This window comes from uncultured Sulfitobacter sp., from assembly GCF_947499945.1.
Taxonomy (GTDB): Bacteria; Pseudomonadota; Alphaproteobacteria; order Rhodobacterales; family Rhodobacteraceae; genus Sulfitobacter.
Map to the genome: position 1 here is coordinate 192,314 of NZ_CANMQD010000004.1, position 16,687 is coordinate 209,000.

22 protein-coding genes and 1 tRNA gene are annotated in these 16,687 nt (G+C 54.5%); 13 read left to right on the forward strand and 10 right to left on the reverse strand.

Features of this window, described 5'->3' with window-relative positions:
- Positions 1 to 3: 3 nt before the first annotated feature.
- Positions 4 to 462 carry an Lrp/AsnC family transcriptional regulator gene (locus tag Q0775_RS16370; protein ID WP_298863356.1) on the reverse strand — a complete coding sequence of 153 codons (459 nt, stop codon included), beginning with the start codon at positions 460 to 462 and terminating at the stop codon, positions 4 to 6.
- Positions 463 to 572: 110 nt separating this feature from the next.
- On the opposite strand from Q0775_RS16370, the gene Q0775_RS16375 reads away from it, so the two are divergent.
- Entirely contained in the window at positions 573 to 776 is a 204-nt protein-coding gene (locus Q0775_RS16375; RefSeq protein WP_298863359.1) for a DUF6356 family protein, read from the forward strand.
- A gap of 24 nt (positions 777 to 800) precedes the next feature.
- Here the strand turns inward: Q0775_RS16375 and Q0775_RS16380 are convergent, their stop codons facing one another.
- The 5 genes from Q0775_RS16380 to Q0775_RS16400 all read right to left on the reverse strand — a co-directional run bounded on the left by Q0775_RS16380 (position 801) and on the right by Q0775_RS16400 (position 4,392).
- Entirely contained in the window at positions 801 to 1,589 is a 789-nt protein-coding gene (locus Q0775_RS16380; RefSeq protein ID WP_298863361.1) for a hypothetical protein, read from the reverse strand.
- Positions 1,590 to 1,605: 16 nt separating this feature from the next.
- Positions 1,606 to 2,820 carry an NADP-dependent isocitrate dehydrogenase gene (locus tag Q0775_RS16385; RefSeq protein ID WP_298863364.1) on the reverse strand — a complete coding sequence of 405 codons (1,215 nt, stop codon included), beginning with the start codon at positions 2,818 to 2,820 and terminating at the stop codon, positions 1,606 to 1,608.
- An 86-nt stretch (positions 2,821 to 2,906) separates the two neighbouring features.
- Positions 2,907 to 3,500, reverse strand: a complete 594-nt coding sequence (locus Q0775_RS16390) for an HD family hydrolase (RefSeq protein ID WP_298863367.1) — start codon at positions 3,498 to 3,500, stop codon at positions 2,907 to 2,909.
- Positions 3,497 to 3,739 carry a hypothetical protein gene (locus Q0775_RS16395; protein WP_298863371.1) on the reverse strand — a complete coding sequence of 81 codons (243 nt, stop codon included), beginning with the start codon at positions 3,737 to 3,739 and terminating at the stop codon, positions 3,497 to 3,499. The genes Q0775_RS16390 and Q0775_RS16395 overlap by 4 nt, the downstream gene beginning before the upstream one ends.
- Positions 3,739 to 4,392, reverse strand: a complete 654-nt coding sequence (locus Q0775_RS16400) for an alpha/beta hydrolase (RefSeq protein WP_298863374.1) — start codon at positions 4,390 to 4,392, stop codon at positions 3,739 to 3,741. Before Q0775_RS16400 ends, Q0775_RS16395 begins: the two co-directional genes overlap by 1 nt.
- 175 nt (positions 4,393 to 4,567) lie before the next feature.
- Between Q0775_RS16400 and Q0775_RS16405 the strand changes: the two genes are divergently transcribed.
- The 12 genes from Q0775_RS16405 (at position 4,568) to Q0775_RS16460 (ending at position 13,697) form a co-directional block, all read left to right on the forward strand.
- Complete coding sequence (locus Q0775_RS16405) at positions 4,568 to 5,026, forward strand: Rrf2 family transcriptional regulator (RefSeq protein ID WP_298863379.1); 459 nt, start codon at positions 4,568 to 4,570, stop codon at positions 5,024 to 5,026.
- Between the two features lie 4 nt (positions 5,027 to 5,030).
- Positions 5,031 to 6,131, forward strand: coding sequence for an aminotransferase class V-fold PLP-dependent enzyme (locus tag Q0775_RS16410; RefSeq protein WP_298863382.1), 1,101 nt, complete (start codon positions 5,031 to 5,033; stop codon positions 6,129 to 6,131).
- Between the two features lie 24 nt (positions 6,132 to 6,155).
- Positions 6,156 to 7,679: a Fe-S cluster assembly protein SufB gene (gene sufB / locus Q0775_RS16415; RefSeq protein WP_298863385.1), complete on the forward strand. Its 1,524-nt coding sequence runs from the start codon at positions 6,156 to 6,158 to the stop codon at positions 7,677 to 7,679.
- Positions 7,679 to 7,864, forward strand: coding sequence for a hypothetical protein (locus Q0775_RS16420; RefSeq protein WP_298863391.1), 186 nt, complete (start codon positions 7,679 to 7,681; stop codon positions 7,862 to 7,864). Before sufB ends, Q0775_RS16420 begins: the two co-directional genes overlap by 1 nt.
- A 210-nt stretch (positions 7,865 to 8,074) precedes the next feature.
- Positions 8,075 to 8,389: a heavy metal-binding domain-containing protein gene (locus Q0775_RS16425; RefSeq protein WP_298863393.1), complete on the forward strand. Its 315-nt coding sequence runs from the start codon at positions 8,075 to 8,077 to the stop codon at positions 8,387 to 8,389.
- A complete protein-coding gene (locus Q0775_RS16430) occupies positions 8,386 to 9,183 on the forward strand; it encodes a polysaccharide pyruvyl transferase family protein (protein ID WP_298863395.1) in 798 nt (265 codons plus the stop codon). The genes Q0775_RS16425 and Q0775_RS16430 overlap by 4 nt, the downstream gene beginning before the upstream one ends.
- Before the next feature lie 55 nt (positions 9,184 to 9,238).
- Positions 9,239 to 9,994: a Fe-S cluster assembly ATPase SufC gene (gene sufC, locus Q0775_RS16435; RefSeq protein ID WP_298863398.1), complete on the forward strand. Its 756-nt coding sequence runs from the start codon at positions 9,239 to 9,241 to the stop codon at positions 9,992 to 9,994.
- The gene (sufD, locus tag Q0775_RS16440) at positions 9,994 to 11,274 is read left to right on the forward strand and encodes a Fe-S cluster assembly protein SufD (RefSeq protein ID WP_298863403.1); all 1,281 of its coding nucleotides are present in this window, start codon (positions 9,994 to 9,996) and stop codon (positions 11,272 to 11,274) included. Before sufC ends, sufD begins: the two co-directional genes overlap by 1 nt.
- Before the next feature lies 1 nt (position 11,275).
- Entirely contained in the window at positions 11,276 to 11,764 is a 489-nt protein-coding gene (locus Q0775_RS16445) for a YIP1 family protein (protein ID WP_298863405.1), read from the forward strand.
- The gene (locus Q0775_RS16450) at positions 11,761 to 12,351 is read left to right on the forward strand and encodes a YIP1 family protein (RefSeq protein WP_298863407.1); all 591 of its coding nucleotides are present in this window, start codon (positions 11,761 to 11,763) and stop codon (positions 12,349 to 12,351) included. The genes Q0775_RS16445 and Q0775_RS16450 overlap by 4 nt, the downstream gene beginning before the upstream one ends.
- Entirely contained in the window at positions 12,344 to 13,564 is a 1,221-nt protein-coding gene (locus Q0775_RS16455) for a cysteine desulfurase (RefSeq protein WP_298863410.1), read from the forward strand. Before Q0775_RS16450 ends, Q0775_RS16455 begins: the two co-directional genes overlap by 8 nt.
- 56 nt (positions 13,565 to 13,620) lie before the next feature.
- Positions 13,621 to 13,697: transfer RNA gene (locus Q0775_RS16460), tRNA-Arg, on the forward strand.
- Between the two features lie 20 nt (positions 13,698 to 13,717).
- Here the strand turns inward: Q0775_RS16460 and Q0775_RS16465 are convergent.
- The 4 genes from Q0775_RS16465 to Q0775_RS16480 form a co-directional block, all read right to left on the reverse strand.
- Positions 13,718 to 14,224, reverse strand: a complete 507-nt coding sequence (locus Q0775_RS16465; RefSeq protein WP_298863413.1) for a GNAT family N-acetyltransferase — start codon at positions 14,222 to 14,224, stop codon at positions 13,718 to 13,720.
- 87 nt (positions 14,225 to 14,311) lie between these two features.
- Positions 14,312 to 15,391, reverse strand: coding sequence for a methyltetrahydrofolate cobalamin methyltransferase (locus Q0775_RS16470; RefSeq protein ID WP_298863416.1), 1,080 nt, complete (start codon positions 15,389 to 15,391; stop codon positions 14,312 to 14,314).
- A 30-nt stretch (positions 15,392 to 15,421) separates the two neighbouring features.
- Positions 15,422 to 16,345, reverse strand: coding sequence for a methylenetetrahydrofolate reductase (locus tag Q0775_RS16475; protein WP_298863419.1), 924 nt, complete (start codon positions 16,343 to 16,345; stop codon positions 15,422 to 15,424).
- Positions 16,346 to 16,378: 33 nt separating this feature from the next.
- Complete coding sequence (locus tag Q0775_RS16480; RefSeq protein WP_298863422.1) at positions 16,379 to 16,675, reverse strand: virulence factor; 297 nt, start codon at positions 16,673 to 16,675, stop codon at positions 16,379 to 16,381.
- Between the last annotated feature and the right edge of the window lie 12 nt (positions 16,676 to 16,687).

Below are 16,687 nucleotides of genomic sequence, written 5' to 3' on the forward strand. Positions count from 1 at the left end.
CTTTCACAAAGGCAGTTGCGCGGTTTCCTTGATCTCTTCCATCACGAAACTCGCCGAAACATCAGAGAGGGGCACACGGGCGATCAGGCGTTGATAAAGCCTATCATATCCCGCCATATCAGCCACCCTTGCACGAATGAGATAGTCAAGATCACCACTCATTCGGTAGACGCCCTGAATTTCAGGCATCGCTTTTGTCGCATCCGAAAATCTTTTGAGCCAATCGGGTGCATGGGCATTTGTGCGGACCTGCATGAACACGGTGAGGCTCAAGCCCAGTATAGCAGCATCAACAGTTGCAACACGCCCCGTGATCACGCCAGCCTGTTCCAGCATCCGCACACGGCGCCAACAGGCGTTGCGCGACAAACCAACTTCGGCCCCCAATATATCCAGCGATTGCGCCGCATCACGCTGCAAAGCGCTCAGTATTTTGCGGTCAATTGTATCAATATCATGCATGAGGTGATATTCGTGGGATATCCTCCCAATATCAAGCAATAATATCATAACTTTGGGACAGCATTTCACATACGGTTAGTTATGATGCCTGAAAGCGAACAGGAGCAAGCATGATCAACCGTATTTTCCTCGACCACCCCGCCAAAGTAGATGAGACATTCTTTGAGCATATGGCCTTTGCTGGCAAGTTCTCAGCCAAGCTGTTTCTAGCTGGCGGTGCAGTGCTTGTGCATGCCTTCGTCCCGTGCATGTTCGAGAAGACAGCAAGCAAAATTATCGCAGAGCTTTATGCCAAGACAAACAATCGGGGCTGAGCGCATCGCCTTGGCATAGTGAGGTCACATTTTTTCACCTTCGGGAAGACCGCTTTGCGGGCCAATCGGACCATTGGGATCATTCGGTCCGTGGATCGTACCATCCCAGATGTCGGTTATGAAGAAGTGCTTCATGTGCTTATAACCAGCGATCCAGCCACCGACCGCACCGCTACGCACTGCCGCTCCCGCGATCAATGAATATGGGTTTGGTTTCCTGAACAGAAACGCTTCGGCGGCTGCAGCAGCGCTGCTTGACACGGCACCGTCTGCCGCTCCTCTTGTGACCGCGTCGAGCAGGTCCAGAAGGTTCGCGCCAATGTCAAAAATTGAATGCCCATCAGACATTGGTGCTCTATCTTGGCCGGATGTGTCTGACTGAGAAGCTTTGCGGTCTTTTGCATCTTTTTTGAAAAATGGATGTATTTCAATTGCATGAACCAGTGCACCAGTATCGACATCTTTATCGATTTTTCGAATATCCGTCTTTTCCTCACGGGTTTCGGCCAACGCAAAACTTATCGCACGAGCAAGATGTGCCGTCTCCTCATCAAGCCCTCGCAGTCGGGAAATACCATCAAACGCAATGTCCACCCGATCCGATTTGGGATCCATGCCCGCATGGGCCATATAGCTTATCAAATAGGGCATCGCCGCAATTGATTGCGCCAATCCATCTGCAAACATCGCAGCAATTTTCGATTGATCTAAATCTTTCATGGGTAAAAATTCCTTCGCTAAAATGAACACCAACGCACAAAAAAGGCCACACGCGGTTGCATGTGGCCATCTTTGAGATGTTGAGAACTTCACGCAATGGGGGAATTCCTTACCCCTTCAAGGCGGCATTCAAGTTTGCATCGACCTTCTCCAAAAAGCCCATTGTCGTAAGCCAACCTTGGTCGGGACCAACCAGCAGGGCGAGGTCTTTGGTCATGTGACCATCCTCAACCGTGCCAACCACAACTTTTTCCAACGTCTCGGCAAAATTGATGAGCGCTGTGTTATCGTCCAGCTTGCCGCGATGCTTGAGACCACCTGTCCAAGCAAAGATAGACGCGATAGAGTTGGTTGACGTCTCTTCGCCTTTCTGGTGCTGGCGATAATGGCGCGTGACTGTGCCATGCGCCGCCTCCGCCTCAACCGTTTTACCATCCGGCGTCATCAGGATTGACGTCATCAGTCCCAGCGAGCCAAAGCCCTGTGCCACAGTGTCGGACTGTACATCGCCGTCATAGTTCTTGCAGGCCCAGACATAACCGCCGTTCCACTTCATCGCGCAGGCAACCATATCGTCGATCAGGCGGTGCTGGTAGGTGATGCCTGCGGCCTCGAATTTCTCTTTGAATTCGGTGTCAAAAATCTGCTGAAACAGTTCAAGGAAGCGACCGTCATATTGCTTGAGGATCGTATTCTTGGTGCTCAGATACACAGGCCAGCCTTTGACCAAACCGTAGTTAAGCGATGCACGGGCAAAATCGATGATAGATTTATCGAGGTTATACATGGCCATCACCACACCTGAATCGGGCGCGTCAAAAACTTCATGCTCGATCTCGGTGCCGTCTTCGCCGACAAATTTAATTGTCAGCTTACCAGCACCGGGGAATTTGAAATCAGTCGCACGGTACTGGTCGCCAAAGGCGTGACGCCCCACAACAATCGGCTGGGTCCAGCCGGGCACAAGGCGCGGCACGTTTTTGCAGATAATGGGCTCACGGAAAATCACACCACCAAGGATGTTGCGGATCGTGCCATTGGGGGAGCGCCACATCTTCTTGAGGCCGAATTCCTCAACGCGGGCTTCATCAGGGGTGATGGTCGCACATTTTATGCCCACACCGTATTTTTTAATCGCTTCGGCGGAATCGATGGTTATTTGATCATCCGTATCGTCACGCGCCTGAATGCCGAGGTCGTAATATTTCAGATCAATGTCGAGGTAGGGCAGGATCAACTTCTTCTTGATAAAGTCCCAGATGATGCGTGTCATCTCGTCCCCGTCGAGTTCGACAACAGGGTTTGCTACCTTGATCTTGGTCATGTGGTATCCTTAGGCTATTGGCTATTTCCTGAGCGTTTAGCCGAATTATCGCCGCAAAGAAAGGTGGTATACATCCGTATACCGTTTCAATTTTTAGAGGCTTGGCGCACTTTAAAAAAGGTCGCAATTTTTGTCCGCGCAAATGACCATAGCGCGGGGGCACCAATGCTGATCTTGGCACCGACACGTTGTGCTATCATCTCTTCTGTTACGTCATAGTCGATCCAACTGCCGCCGCCAGATTGTAGGTTCTGCATGGGGGGCTGGAAACGGTCCAGCGACTTGGCAAATTGTGCACAAGGGGTTTGAGCAGCTTCGAATTCCTCCCAGATAGGGCGAAGAGTATCCGCTAAGTCATTGGGAAGCAATCCGAATATACGATCAGCCGCAACCTGCTCCTGCGCCTCGACTGATGCGGCGTCAAACTCGCCAAAGATCGGGTTATCGCCTGCGTCAATCTCGACCAGATCATGCAGGATCAGCATTTTGATGACACGGTTGATATCTACATCAGGGCCGGCCTGATCGCTGAGAACCAACGCATAGAGCGTCAAATGCCAGCTATGTTCGGCCGAATTCTCATAGCGGGAGTTATCGCAAAGTTCGGTTGCACGCATGACCGACTTGAGCTTGTCCGCCTCGTTGAGAAAAGCGATCTGTTGCTCAAGCCGCTGCGTCATTCATCGGCCTTTGCCGCCGCGCGGTGTTTTTTCAGCGTAGTGGCCAGAAATGCGCGGCCCTTTTGTTCGGCCATACGCGTTCTTATTGCCGTCAGGAATGCTTCTTCAAGTGTCTGGGAGGAAGCCCCCAAAACATCGCCCACCTGCATAAACAGACGGTCCTCGCCGGTCTCTTTTTGAACAGCGAGGCATTCTTCGGCCAGTTGGTTGGCCATTCTGATGACGGCATCATCAGCCATTAGCGTGTATTCTCTGTCAGGCGACGGCGCACATACTCGGTTGTGCTGTCGATCATCGTGTCCATATGCGGATCTTCAAAGAAGTGGCCCGCCCCCTCGATTTCCTGATGGGTAATGGTGATGCCTTTTTGTTCATGCAGCTTGTTCACAAGGTTCACAGTATCCGCAGGCGGTGCCACACGGTCGCCGGTACCGTTAATCACCAGACCCGATGCAGGGCAGGGTGCGAGGAAGCTGAAGTCATACATGTTTGCCGGCGGAGCGACCGAGATGAATCCCGTGATTTCAGGACGGCGCATCAACAACTGCATGCCGATCCACGCACCAAAGGAGAAGCCAGCAACCCAGCAGTGCTTGGAGTTGTTGTTCATCGACTGCAAATAATCGAGTGCCGAAGCCGCATCGGACAGCTCGCCAATACCCTGATCATATTCGCCTTGGCTACGGCCCACACCGCGGAAGTTGAACCGCAAAACCGTAAAGCCCATTTTGTAGAAGGCATAATGCAGGTTATAGACAACCTTATGGTTCATCGTGCCGCCAAACTGCGGATGCGGGTGCAAGATGATCGCGATCGGCGCATCCCGCTCTTTTTGCGGGTGATAGCGGCCCTCAAGGCGACCTTCGGGTCCAGGAAAAATTACCTCGGGCATGGGGAATACTCTCTTACAGGGTTCGGGGGCCGTACGACATTCTTGACGAATTCAGTCAGAGACCTTAGAACAATTCTAATATGTGCAGGCCACATAAGTGGGCCGCGTCCAAGCGATGTAGGCATTAAGTCCGCGTTCGTCAAACAAAAGCCTGATCAGGCCGGAGAGATTTGAAATGAAGCTGTCAACAAAAGGGCGTTACGCCATGGTTGCACTGGCTGATATCGCCTTACAGCCAGACGATAATCTGGTCTCGCTTGGTGATATTGCAGAGCGTCAGCAAGTCTCGCTACCTTATCTGGAACAGCTGTTCGTAAAGCTGCGCCGCGCCGATCTGGTCACTTCTGTACGCGGTCCGGGCGGCGGATACCGGCTTGCACGCCCTGCCTCCGAGATCCGAGTAGTGGATATTCTGAGTGCCGTCGATGAAACCGTCAGCGCCATGCACAAAGGGGCAGGGGCGTCGGGCGGCACATCGGGCAGCCGTGCGCAATCCATGACAAACCGTCTGTGGCAGGGATTGTCAGCGCATGTCTACGTTTTCTTGCATCAGACGCGCCTGTCCGATGTGGTCGAGAACCAGATGACGCCGTGCCCTGCTGTGCCGCACCTCTTCGCCGTTGTGGACGAGTAGTACCTTGGCTGGCCTCCGCACATACCTTGACTACAACGCAACCTCGCCTCTGCGTGCTGAGGCGCGTGCAGCAATGATCGACGCGATGGATATTGTGGGCAACCCATCCTCGGTCCATGCCGAAGGGCGCGTGGCCAAAATGCTGGTGGAGCGGGCACGGGCGCAAGTAGCAGAACTTGTGGGGTGTAATACGCAGCAGGTTATCTTTACGTCGAGTGCGACCGAGGCTGCTGCACTGGCTGTCGCCCAAAAGGGGCGGCACGGTGGCGTGTTCGCGGCCCTTCCGACCGAGCATGATTGTTTAGCGGTTTGGAGCGAGCAGGAAATCTCGCCACAGACAGATCGTAATGGCCCTGTACTTGCGGTCCCAAAAGATGTGTCGGGGCTGGTCGCCATTTCCGCCGCAAACAGCGAGACGGGTATACTGCGCATAGACGGCAAGGTCGCAGGGAGTGATGAGGGCTACTCCACAGTCTGTGATATCACCCAACTCGCAGGAAAGATGGCCGTGACTTACGAAGAGGTCACGCCCTCCTATGCGATCCTGTCGGCCCACAAGATGGGTGGCCCCAAAGGCATCGGTGCCTTAATCAATTTCACCACTGATGATCCCGAGCCGATGTTGCGCGGTGGCGGTCAGGAAATGAACCGCCGCTCTGGCACTGAAAACATCACTGGCATTGCCGGTTTTGGCGCGGCGGCACAGGCCGCAGGACGTGACGTGGCGGCAGGCAGGTGGGACGAAGTGGCCCAGTTTAGAAGTATTCTAGAAAACGCTATTGCGTCTGCCTCAGATCAGACTATTTTTGTCGGGAATGAAGTTGACCGACTGCCGAACACGTCTTGCATCCTCACCCCCGGTTGGAAGGGCGAGACGCAAGTCATGCAAATGGATTTGGCGGGATTTGCGGTTTCCGCTGGGTCCGCGTGTTCCAGCGGGAAGGTCAAAGCCAGCAAGGTCTTGTTGGCAATGGGATATAACGAGGCCGAGGCTTCCAGCGCGATCCGAGTGTCGTTGGGCCTAGAGACAACAAAAGATGATGTGCTGCGGTTTGCGGATGCATGGGCGGCAAAATTCGAGAAACACCAGAGGCGGGCGGCGTGAGCCTTGCGGACAAGGAAGATGAACATGGATAATATCGTGGACAGTGGCGTAAAAGACGGTGTGGATCAGGATACAGTAGATGCCGTGCGCGAAGTTGGCGGAGCCTACAAACATGGTTGGTCAACTGACATCGAGATGGATTATGCCCCGCTGGGTTTGAACGATGACATCGTAAAGCTGATTTCGTCCAAGAACGAAGAGCCTGAGTGGATGCTGGAATGGCGTCTGGGGGCCTACGCACGCTGGCAGCAGATGCGTGAGCCTGATTGGGCCATGGTCGATTATCCGACGATCGATTTCCAGAACCAGTATTATTATGCCCGTCCAACGTCGATGGCCGTCAAACCAAAATCACTGGACGACGTCGATCCCAAGCTGCTGGAGACCTACAAGAAGCTCGGAATCCCTCTCAAAGAACAGGCGATCCTTGCTGGTGTTGAAGGGGCGGAGGAAATGTCCGATGCGCCGCGCAAAGTGGCTGTGGATGCGGTGTTTGATTCCGTCTCCGTCGGCACGACATTTCAGGATGAACTGCTCAAAGCGGGCGTTATCTTCTGCTCCATCTCGGAGGCTATTAAGAACCACCCTGATCTTGTGAAGAAATACCTCGGCTCCGTCGTGCCTGTGCAGGATAATTTCTATGCAACGCTCAACTCTGCGGTCTTCTCCGACGGCTCTTTTGTCTATGTGCCACCTGGTGTGCGCTGCCCGATGGAACTGTCCACGTACTTCCGCATCAACGCGGAAAATACGGGCCAGTTCGAGCGGACGCTGATCATTGCCGACAAAGGCTCCTATGTGTCCTACCTTGAGGGCTGTACCGCGCCGCAACGTGACGAGAGCCAGCTGCACGCAGCCGTGGTCGAGATCATCATCGAGGAAGATGCGGAGGTGAAGTACTCCACCGTGCAAAACTGGTATCCCGGTGACGAGAACGGCAAGGGCGGTATCTATAACTTCGTGACCAAGCGTGCCGATTGCCGTGGTGACCGTGCCAAAGTGATGTGGACACAGGTAGAGACGGGTTCTGCCGTAACATGGAAGTACCCGTCCTGCATCCTGCGCGGCGACGACAGCCAAGGCGAGTTTTACTCCATCGCCATCGCCAACAACATGCAGCAGGCCGATACGGGCACCAAGATGGTGCACTTGGGCAAGCGCACCAAGTCGCGCATCGTGTCCAAGGGTATCTCGGCAGGCAAGGCCCAGAACACCTACCGCGGCCTCGTCTCCATGCACCCCAAAGCAAAAGAAAGCCGCAACTATACCCAGTGCGACAGCCTGCTGATTGGTGACAAATGTGGTGCCCACACGGTGCCGTATATCGAGGTCAAGAACAACTCCAGCCGCGTTGAGCATGAGGCTACCACCTCCAAGGTCGACGATGACCAGCTTTTCTATTGCCGCTCCCGCGGGATGGATGAGGAAGAAGCGGTTGCCTTGGTGGTCAACGGGTTCTGTAAAGACGTGCTTCAGGCGCTGCCGATGGAGTTTGCCATGGAGGCGCAGGCATTGGTTGCGATTTCGCTCGAAGGCTCTGTTGGCTAATGCAAAAACTCCTCAAAGAAACAGGCGTCGCAATCGTTGTTTACTTTGCCGTAAGCTTTAGCTTGGGCTGGGGGATGGAAATTGGGGATGGCTGGTTTGAGGCCGCCATGTCTGCCTTGGTCTTTGGTGTTTTCTACTTTGTTATCGGGCTGGTGATCCGCTGGATCAAAGGGCGAAAGTCATGAGATTGGCTGGCTTTGGGAAAACGCTGGGAGCTTTAGGGCTTTGTGTCACGATTGTCACGAGCCCCTACAGTGCTTCGCTTGCAGGGGGAGATGTATCTCATGCGGATCCAACGGTAGTGCCGTTTCTAAAGCCTGAAATCACCCGTTTGATGATTGAACGCCAATCTTTCTGCCCGCTCTATTTCAACTGCTACTGAACCGGACATCATTATGATCATCACGACCACAAACACCATCGAAGGGCGCTCCATCACAGCCTATCACGGCATTGTCGTGGGGGAGGCGATCATGGGCGCAAACGTGGTGCGAGACCTCTTTGCGCGGGTCACGGACATCGTGGGCGGGCGCTCGGGTCAGTATGAGAATAAGCTGCGTGATGCGCGGGAGGCTGCCATGGCCGAGCTTGAGGCGGAGGCGCGCGGCAAGGGGGCTGATGCAATTGTTGGCGTTGATATTGACTATGAAATCATCGGCGACAGCATGATGATGGTCTCCGTCTCTGGCACGGCGGTATCGCTGGGGTGAGCAACGCAAACGACATAACGCCCCTTAAGCTACATTGGTGGAAGGCAGAGCCAAATTTTGGCGACGCGATCAATCCGTTGATTGTGGGGCATTTGGCCGGCCGTGTAGTTGAGCACGCAGGTCCGCGTAAGGCCGAACTTTTCGCTATTGGTTCGATGATCCAAGTGGTAAAGCGCACCCATAAAGAACCACGTGAAAATGGTGAAAAGCTGTGTGTATGGGGGACGGGATTGCTCAACCCAATTTTCGGCCATGACTTTCTGAGCAACGTGGAACTGGCGCTGGTGCGCGGACCGATTACCGCCGCTTTGCTAAAGCGCGAAATGAAGCGTTTTGGCGATCCGGGCCTACTCATCAACAATGTATTGCCTTTTGACGGTACTCGTCAGGACCGCATTGGGATTGTACCGCATCTATCCTTGTTGGCCGATCCTGAGTTGCTGGCCTTTGCCGCTTCCGATCCAGCTTATCTTCTGATTGATCCACGCGGTGAACCGGCTCAGGTCTGTTTGCAAATCGCTTCTTGTGCGCATGTCTTTGCCTCCTCCTTGCACGGTCTGATCGTGGCCGATGCTTACGGGGTGCCAAATACATGGATCAAGCCAGTCGGACAGAGCTGGCTTAAATACCTCGACTATGCCGCCTCCATCGGGCGGCGCGATATGATGGTCCCGCTCGACTATGCGCAGGCCAATACTGCCAAAAGCACTCCCATCGACTACTCCGATGGCATAAACGCCGCACGCGAAGCTCTTAGCGAGAGCTTTCCCGCGCGATTGAAATCAGCGGCCTGACGGCCAGACAAAACACAGCGCAAACGCGCCAGACAGAATATAAAGGAGCATTCAGATGCTGAGCATAAAAAACCTTCAGGTCAAACTGGAAGACGAAGACAAGCAGATTCTCAAAGGCGTCGACCTTGAAGTGGAAGCAGGTAAAGTACACGCGATCATGGGGCCAAACGGCTCTGGAAAGTCTACATTGTCTTATGTGTTGTCTGGCAAGGGCGGCTACGAAGTCACCGGCGGCTCTGCGGAGCTTGAGGGCGTTGACCTACTTGATATGGAACCAGAAGAGCGTGCAGCAGCAGGCCTTTTCCTTGCATTCCAATACCCTGTTGAAATCCCCGGCGTGGGCAACATGACCTTCCTGCGTACCGCTGTGAACGCACAGCGCAAGGCGCGGGGCGAAGAAGAAATGTCCGCCGCTGAGTTCCTGAAAGTGGTTCGTGCAAAGGCAAAAGATCTCAAGATCGACGCCGATATGCTGAAGCGTCCCGTAAACATGGGATTTTCTGGTGGCGAGAAAAAGCGTAACGAAATCTTGCAGATGGCCATGCTTGAGCCAAAGATGTGCATCCTAGACGAGACGGATTCAGGTCTCGATGTTGATGCGATGAAATTGGTGGCCGAAGGCGTTAATGCCCTACGCTCTGAGGGTCGCGGTTTCCTTGTGATCACCCACTACCAGCGGCTGCTCGACCACATCAAACCAGACGTTGTGCACATCATGGCCAATGGCCGCATCGTGAAATCGGGTGGGCCGGAGTTAGCTCTTGAGGTCGAGAACAACGGCTATGCAGATATCCTCGCCGAGGTGGTGTAATGGCTGACCTAGCTGTACAAACCGACCTGACCGAAGCACGGATCGCGTCGCTGACGATGCCGGAGGGGACATGGGTCGCTCCGCTGCGTGCCGATGCACTGGCCCGGCTTCGTGCTATGGGTCTGCCACAACGCCGTGACGAGTATTGGAAATACACCCGTCCAGATACGCTGACGCAAGTGGAAGCGCCAAAGGCGGCGGTCCTTAAAACAGATGAAGCGCCTGTGTTTGATGGTGTTGAGCGTTTGCGCATCGTTTTTGTGGACGGGGTCTTTGACGCTGAAGCCTCGGATGATCTAAGCCTTGAAGGGGTTACGGTCGAACGCCTTGCGATGGCGGACAGCGATCTGCACTGGGCCAAAAACCTGTACGGTGTTCTGGAGACACGGGGCCAGACACCCGTTGCACGTCCTTTGGCCGCATTGAATACAGCTTATGCTACGGACGGTGTCCTGATCCATGTGACGGGCAAGCCAAGCAAGCCGATAAATTTGACTTATCACCATAAATCAGATAGTTCCGATGCGATCCTCCACCACTGCATTAAGCTAGATGAAGGTGCTGAGGTCACAATTCTAGAGAATGGTCCCGCCGCAGCGCGCTTTAATAAAGTGATGGAAGTGGAAGTGGCCGATCGCGCCTCGTTCCATCATATCCGCGCACAGGGTCGCGATCACGAGCGTCGTGCCGCTACGCATATCTTTACCCGTCTGGGTACAGAGTCCGCTTTTCGCTCTTTCACCATGACGGTGAACGGCGTGTTGACGCGCAATGAATGCGTGATTGAGCTGACGGGCGATGATGCCATTGCCAATGTTGCAGGCGCTTGCGTCGGTGATGGTGACTTCCTGCATGATGATACGGTGTTCATCACCCATGACGCCGTAAATTGCGAAAGCCGTCAGGTCTTTAAAAAGGTCCTGCGCAACGGTGCGACTGGTGTGTTTCAAGGTAAAATTCTTGTAAAAGCGGGCGCACAGAAGACAGACGGCTACCAGATCAGCCAATCACTGCTCCTTGATGGCGACAGCCAGTTTCTGGCAAAACCCGAGCTTGAGATCTACGCCGATGATGTAGCCTGTAGCCACGGCTCAACCTCGGGCGCGATTGACGAGGATGCGATGTTTTATCTGCGTTCGCGCGGCGTCCCCGAAGGCGAGGCGACCAATCTTCTCACCCTTGCATTTTTGGCCGAAGCGGTTGATGAAATCCATCACGAAGAGCTTCGCGAAGATATGACAGCGCGGCTTGCTGCGTGGCTCACGCGGCACAGCACCTAAAATGGCGCTCACACAGGATATCTTGGCCACTTACAAAGGGCCAGGGCGTGTTGTCTCATGCTTTTTGGCGCAGGGCCGTAACGAGGTGCGTGCACTCTTGTTCGTGCTGATTGCAGGGGTGCTGATGTTTATCGCAGTCACACCGTACCAAGCACGCGAAGCGCAGATTGATCCTGATATTCCGTTTGAGGCGCGTCTGTATTGGAGTGCGTTCTTTTACATTCTGATCCTGCCGATCCTGATCTATCTCTTTGCTCTGGTCGTGTGGGGTCTTGCCCGTATCGCGCGGCGCAAGATTACAGGATATGAAATTCGCTTTACCCTGATCTGGGCGCTGCTGGCTTTGACGCCGGTCACCCTCTTGATGGGATTAACGGCGGGTTTCATAGGGCCTGGAATACAACTACAGGCGGTTGGCGTGATCTGGGTGGCCGTGTTCGGCTGGTTCTGGGTTTCGGGGCTTCTGAGCGCGGATGGTGCAAGCGAATGATGAATACTGACGCTCTGAAAGGGCTGGCGCTGGAGACAATCCAAAGCCCACGCACCGCAGCACAAAAAATTATATCCCTGAACCTCAGCCGTGATGTGCTGTGGTCCGGTCTGGTCCTCGTGGCCTGTGTTAATAGCATCATCTACAGCTTCTCGCTGTTTTTGGGCGATACCTCGGCCCTGCCTGCGCTGTTCCGAAATCCTGTTCTATTTTTTACGCTTGTCGCGGGTGTGCTGGTGCTGACCGTGCACGGGTTTTACTGGACTGGTCGCGCATTGGGCGGGCAGGGCGATCTGGGCGACCTGCTAGCCTTGATCGTTTGGCTTCAGGGGCTGCGGGCGATCGCACAGGCAGTAATGTTTTTCCTGATGCTTATCTCGCCTGTAATAGGGCAGCTGTTCTCCCTCGGGATCGGCATATTGGGGCTTTGGATTACAGTGAATTTCATCACGGAGGCACTGCGCCTTCCGGGATTGATGTACGGGGTCGGCGTTATCGTGCTTGCCGCTGTAGGCATCGTTTTTGGATTGGCGATTTTGATCGGCATGATCGGCCTTGGGGCCATGGGAGTACCCGCAAATGTATGACGTAAAGAAAATCCGCCGTGATTTCCCGATCCTGAGCCGTGAAGTGAACGGCAAGCCGCTTGTCTATCTCGACAATGGTGCCTCGGCGCAAAAGCCGCAGGTTGTGATCGATGCGATCACTACAGCCTACAGCCATGAATATGCCAACGTGCACCGCGGCCTGCATTATCTGTCCAACCTCGCCACAGATAAATATGAGGCTGTGCGCGGCAAAGTTGCACGCTTTATCAATGCGGCCTCAGAGGATGAGATCATCTTTAACTCGGGCACAACTGAGGCAATCAACATGGTCGCCTACAGCTGGGCCATGCCACGCATGGAGGCGGGCGACGAGATCATCCTGAGCGTTATGGAGCACCATGCCAACATCGTGCCTTGGCATTTCCTGCGTGAGCGTCAGGGCGTGGTCATCAAATGGGTTGACGTAGATGCCAAAGGCGCGCTTGATCCCCAAGCGGTGATTGACGCGATCACACCGCGTACCAAACTGATTGCAATTACCCATATGTCCAATGTGTTAGGCACTGTTGTTGATGTCAAAACCATTACGACAGCGGCCCATGCAAAAGATATTGCCGTGCTGGTTGATGGCTCCCAGTCTGCTGTGCACATGCCAGTAGATGTGCAGGACATCGGTTGTGATTTCTACTGTTTGACGGGGCATAAGCTTTATGGTCCGTCAGGGTCAGGTGCTGTCTATGTCAAATCGTCCCGCATGGACGAGATGCGCCCCTTCATTGGCGGCGGTGATATGATCCGCGAAGTGAGCAAAGAGGGTGTGGTATATAACGATGCGCCCATGAAGTTCGAAGCAGGGACGCCGGGCATTGTACAGACCATCGGCCTTGGCGTGGCACTCGACTACATGACCGAGGTGGGGCTGGATAACATCGCCGCACATGAGGCGCTGTTGCGTGACTATGCCGTTGAAAAACTGGCAGGGCTAAACTGGATTCAGGTACAAGGAACGACGGCCAACAAGGCGGCGATTTTCTCCTTCACAATGGATGGCGCTGCCCATGCCCACGATATCTCGACCATTCTCGACAAAAAGGGGGTGGCGGTGCGCGCAGGGCAGCATTGTTGCGGGCCATTGATGAACCATCTTGACCTCAACGCCACCTGCCGCGCTTCTTTTGGCATGTATAACACGACGGATGAAGTTGACGTCCTGATTGACGCGCTCGAACTTGCCCATGATCTTTTCGCCTGATCGCCTCTGCTTTTGAATTGCAGGGGCAGGGCGCAGGCACTATACCGCCCCTGTGCGGTCCCATAGCTCAGCTGGATAGAGTGCTCGCCTCCGAAGCGAGAGGTCGCTGGTTCGAATCCAGCTGGGACCACCATAATTCCCTAAGTCACCGCTTTACAGCGTATATCCATAGACGTTGTTCAGGTAAGCCTCATCCGCGATCCTGAAATGCGTCTCGCCAATATGCTTGAATCCTTGGGCAAGATAGAACTGGATGGCAGGGGTATTCTCGGCATTCGTCGCGAGCCAGACAGAGGGCGCATCATTGCTCTTGGCATAGGAAAATGCCTTCTTCAATAAATGTGTGCCGTATCCTTTTCCGTGGTGACGGGGCTGGACATAAAGCGTGGCAATCTCCCAGTCAGAGCATTCTGCCACAGGACCGCAGGCGTCAGACGTAAGGCGCAGCACGCCCACAATTCCGTCCTCTGCCACTGCAACCCACATGTGCTGCCACGGGTCATGGATCAGCGCGTTGGTCTTTGCCGAGGTGAACTCACCCAGAACATAATCCGCAAAGAATGCGCCAATCCCGCGTTTGAGATAGGTACCTGTCCACACCTCAACGGAAAGCACAGCGATGCTTGGTGCATCGGTAATTTGGGCGGATCTTATCATCATAATGCTAGAATGACGGCTTTAGCAGGTAAGATAAACGAAAAAGGGCAGCACATAATGCTGCCCTTAAACCTTAATCGTAAAGTGAATTCACCCGCGGCGGCGGCCACCAACGCGGCCTGCGCGACCACGGTTTTCCTGACCCGCTTTTGGCGCGGTTTTGTTGAACTTGATCCAGTCACCGCCATGGGGGTCACGGTCAAAGAGGAAATTGGCGGCGCGGATGGCTTCCATCTCTTTGCCGGGGCGCGGGAGGGTGGAGCCCATGCCAAAAAGATTCACAAATACCTCGTCGTCCATCCCTTCGGGCAGAACCAATCCAAGGGCGGCAAGCTCGGCTTTTTTCTCCGCAATCTTGGCTGCGTTGATGGGCAGGGCGACCGGGTTCATAATGGCCGACGTCATACCAGCACCCATCGCCATCGGCAGGAAGGCATTGTTGATCCCGTGACGGTTGGGCAGGCCAAAGCTGATATTGGAGGCACCGCAGGTCGTGTTCACGCCCAGCTCTTCGCGCAAACGGCGGACCAGAGTGAACACCTGATGACCCGCAGTCGCCATGGCACCAATCGGCATCACCAGCGGATCGACCACGATATCATGGGCAGGGATGCCAAAGTCTGCTGCACGCTCGACGATCTTCTTTGCCACGGCGAAACGTACGTCAGGGTCTTCGGAAATACCGGTGTCGTCGTTGGAAATCGCCACAACAGGCACATTGTATTTCTTGACCAGTGGCAGGACCAGTTCAAGACGATCTTCCTCCCCCGTAACCGAGTTTAGCAGCGGGCGGCCTTCACAAGCTGCCAGACCGTTCTCAAGCGCACCAGGCACCGAACTGTCGATACAGATCGGGCAATCAGTCACGGCCTGCACGCGCTTGATCATTTCTGGCATCAACATCGGCTCGACAAAGTTATTGTCAGCATAACGCGGGTCCTCGGCCATTTTGTTGGAGAACACCGCGCCAGAGTTCACATCAAGGATGTTGGCACCTGCCGCGACCTGTGCGACAGCGTCAGCTTCAACACGCGAGAAGTCACCGCGCTCCAGTTCTTCGGCCAAAATCTTGCGGCCTGTAGGGTTGATCCGCTCCCCGATGACGCAAAAGGGCTGGTCAAAGCCGATGATGGCAGTCTTGGTTTTGGATTCGACGATTGTTCTGGTCATGTAAGACAGTCCTTGGGAAATCTTTGGCCTTCAGGAGGCGTTGGCAGGGACAGCAGCAGCGCCGCCATGTGTGTGCGCCCATGTGGCGTTTGTCTTGATCCCGCCTAGTGGGAAGAAGTGCACGTGGGAAATGTTGAAGTCAGGATTGGCCGCTTTGTGCGCTGAAAGCTCGGTCAATACCTCTGTCGGCTCATAGGGCAACAGCAGCTTGGTCACATCCATCGCACGCTTTTGGAGCACTTTGAGGGAAGGACCAACACCGCAGGCGATAGCGAATTTGATGAGGGTTTGCAGCTTGGCCGGACCGGCGATGCCGATATGGATAGGTAGCGTGATACCAGCCTTAGCCAGACTGTCGGCCCACGCGATGATCGGCTTTGCCTCAAAGGCGAACTGCGTGGCGATGGCCATTTTCGCATCTGTGCGGGTCTGGAAGTCGTTTTTCCACTGCAGAGCCGCGTCGACATTGGCCGTACCTTTTGCATCAATATCGCGGTTGCCCTCGGGATGCCCAGCGACGTGCAAATGTTTGAACCCTGCCTCGTCGAATAGCCCGGTCTCCAACAACTGCATGCTATCGCTATACTCACCGTGGGGCGTAGCAACACCCCCTGCGAGTAGCAGCGCTTGATCGACATTCGCCTCACCCCGATAACGGGCAATCCAGTCGGCCAATGTCGCACGGTCCTTGATAATACGCGCAGGAAAATGCGGCATAACCTTGTAGCCATCGTTGTTCAAACGCACGGCTGTGGCAACCATGTCCTCGATGGGTGTGCCCTCAATGTGGGCGATATAGACACGCGTAGCTTCGGGCAGCAGTTCACGGAAATCCTCAACCTTTTCGGCGGTGCGCGGCATGACCTCGATAGAGAAGTCCTGCAAGAAACTCTCGATCTGCGGGTTCACTTCATCTGGAACAGTTTCTTTTTTGCGGAAGTTAAGCAGTGCCATGCGCAGGCTCCTTACAGTGTCAAAGCAGTGGGATCAGGCCCAACCATCGTTTGCAATCAGCGCTTTTATGCGCTCACGGTCATATTCAGCATCCAGACGCGCAGCTTCGGCATCAGCCACAGCAGCATCTTCACCTTCAATTTCAATAGCATCGGCTTTGCGCCATTCGGCAAGGTAGGCGTCGGTATCTTCTGCACCAACTTTCATGGCGGCGCGGTCGATTGCCTGCTCGAACCGCTCTGGCAATATGCGCTTTTCACCGCGGCGACCTTTGCCAACGATGACTTGTGCAGGGATATCCCGCCAATAGACGATCACAACTTTTGCCATACGCGATTCCTC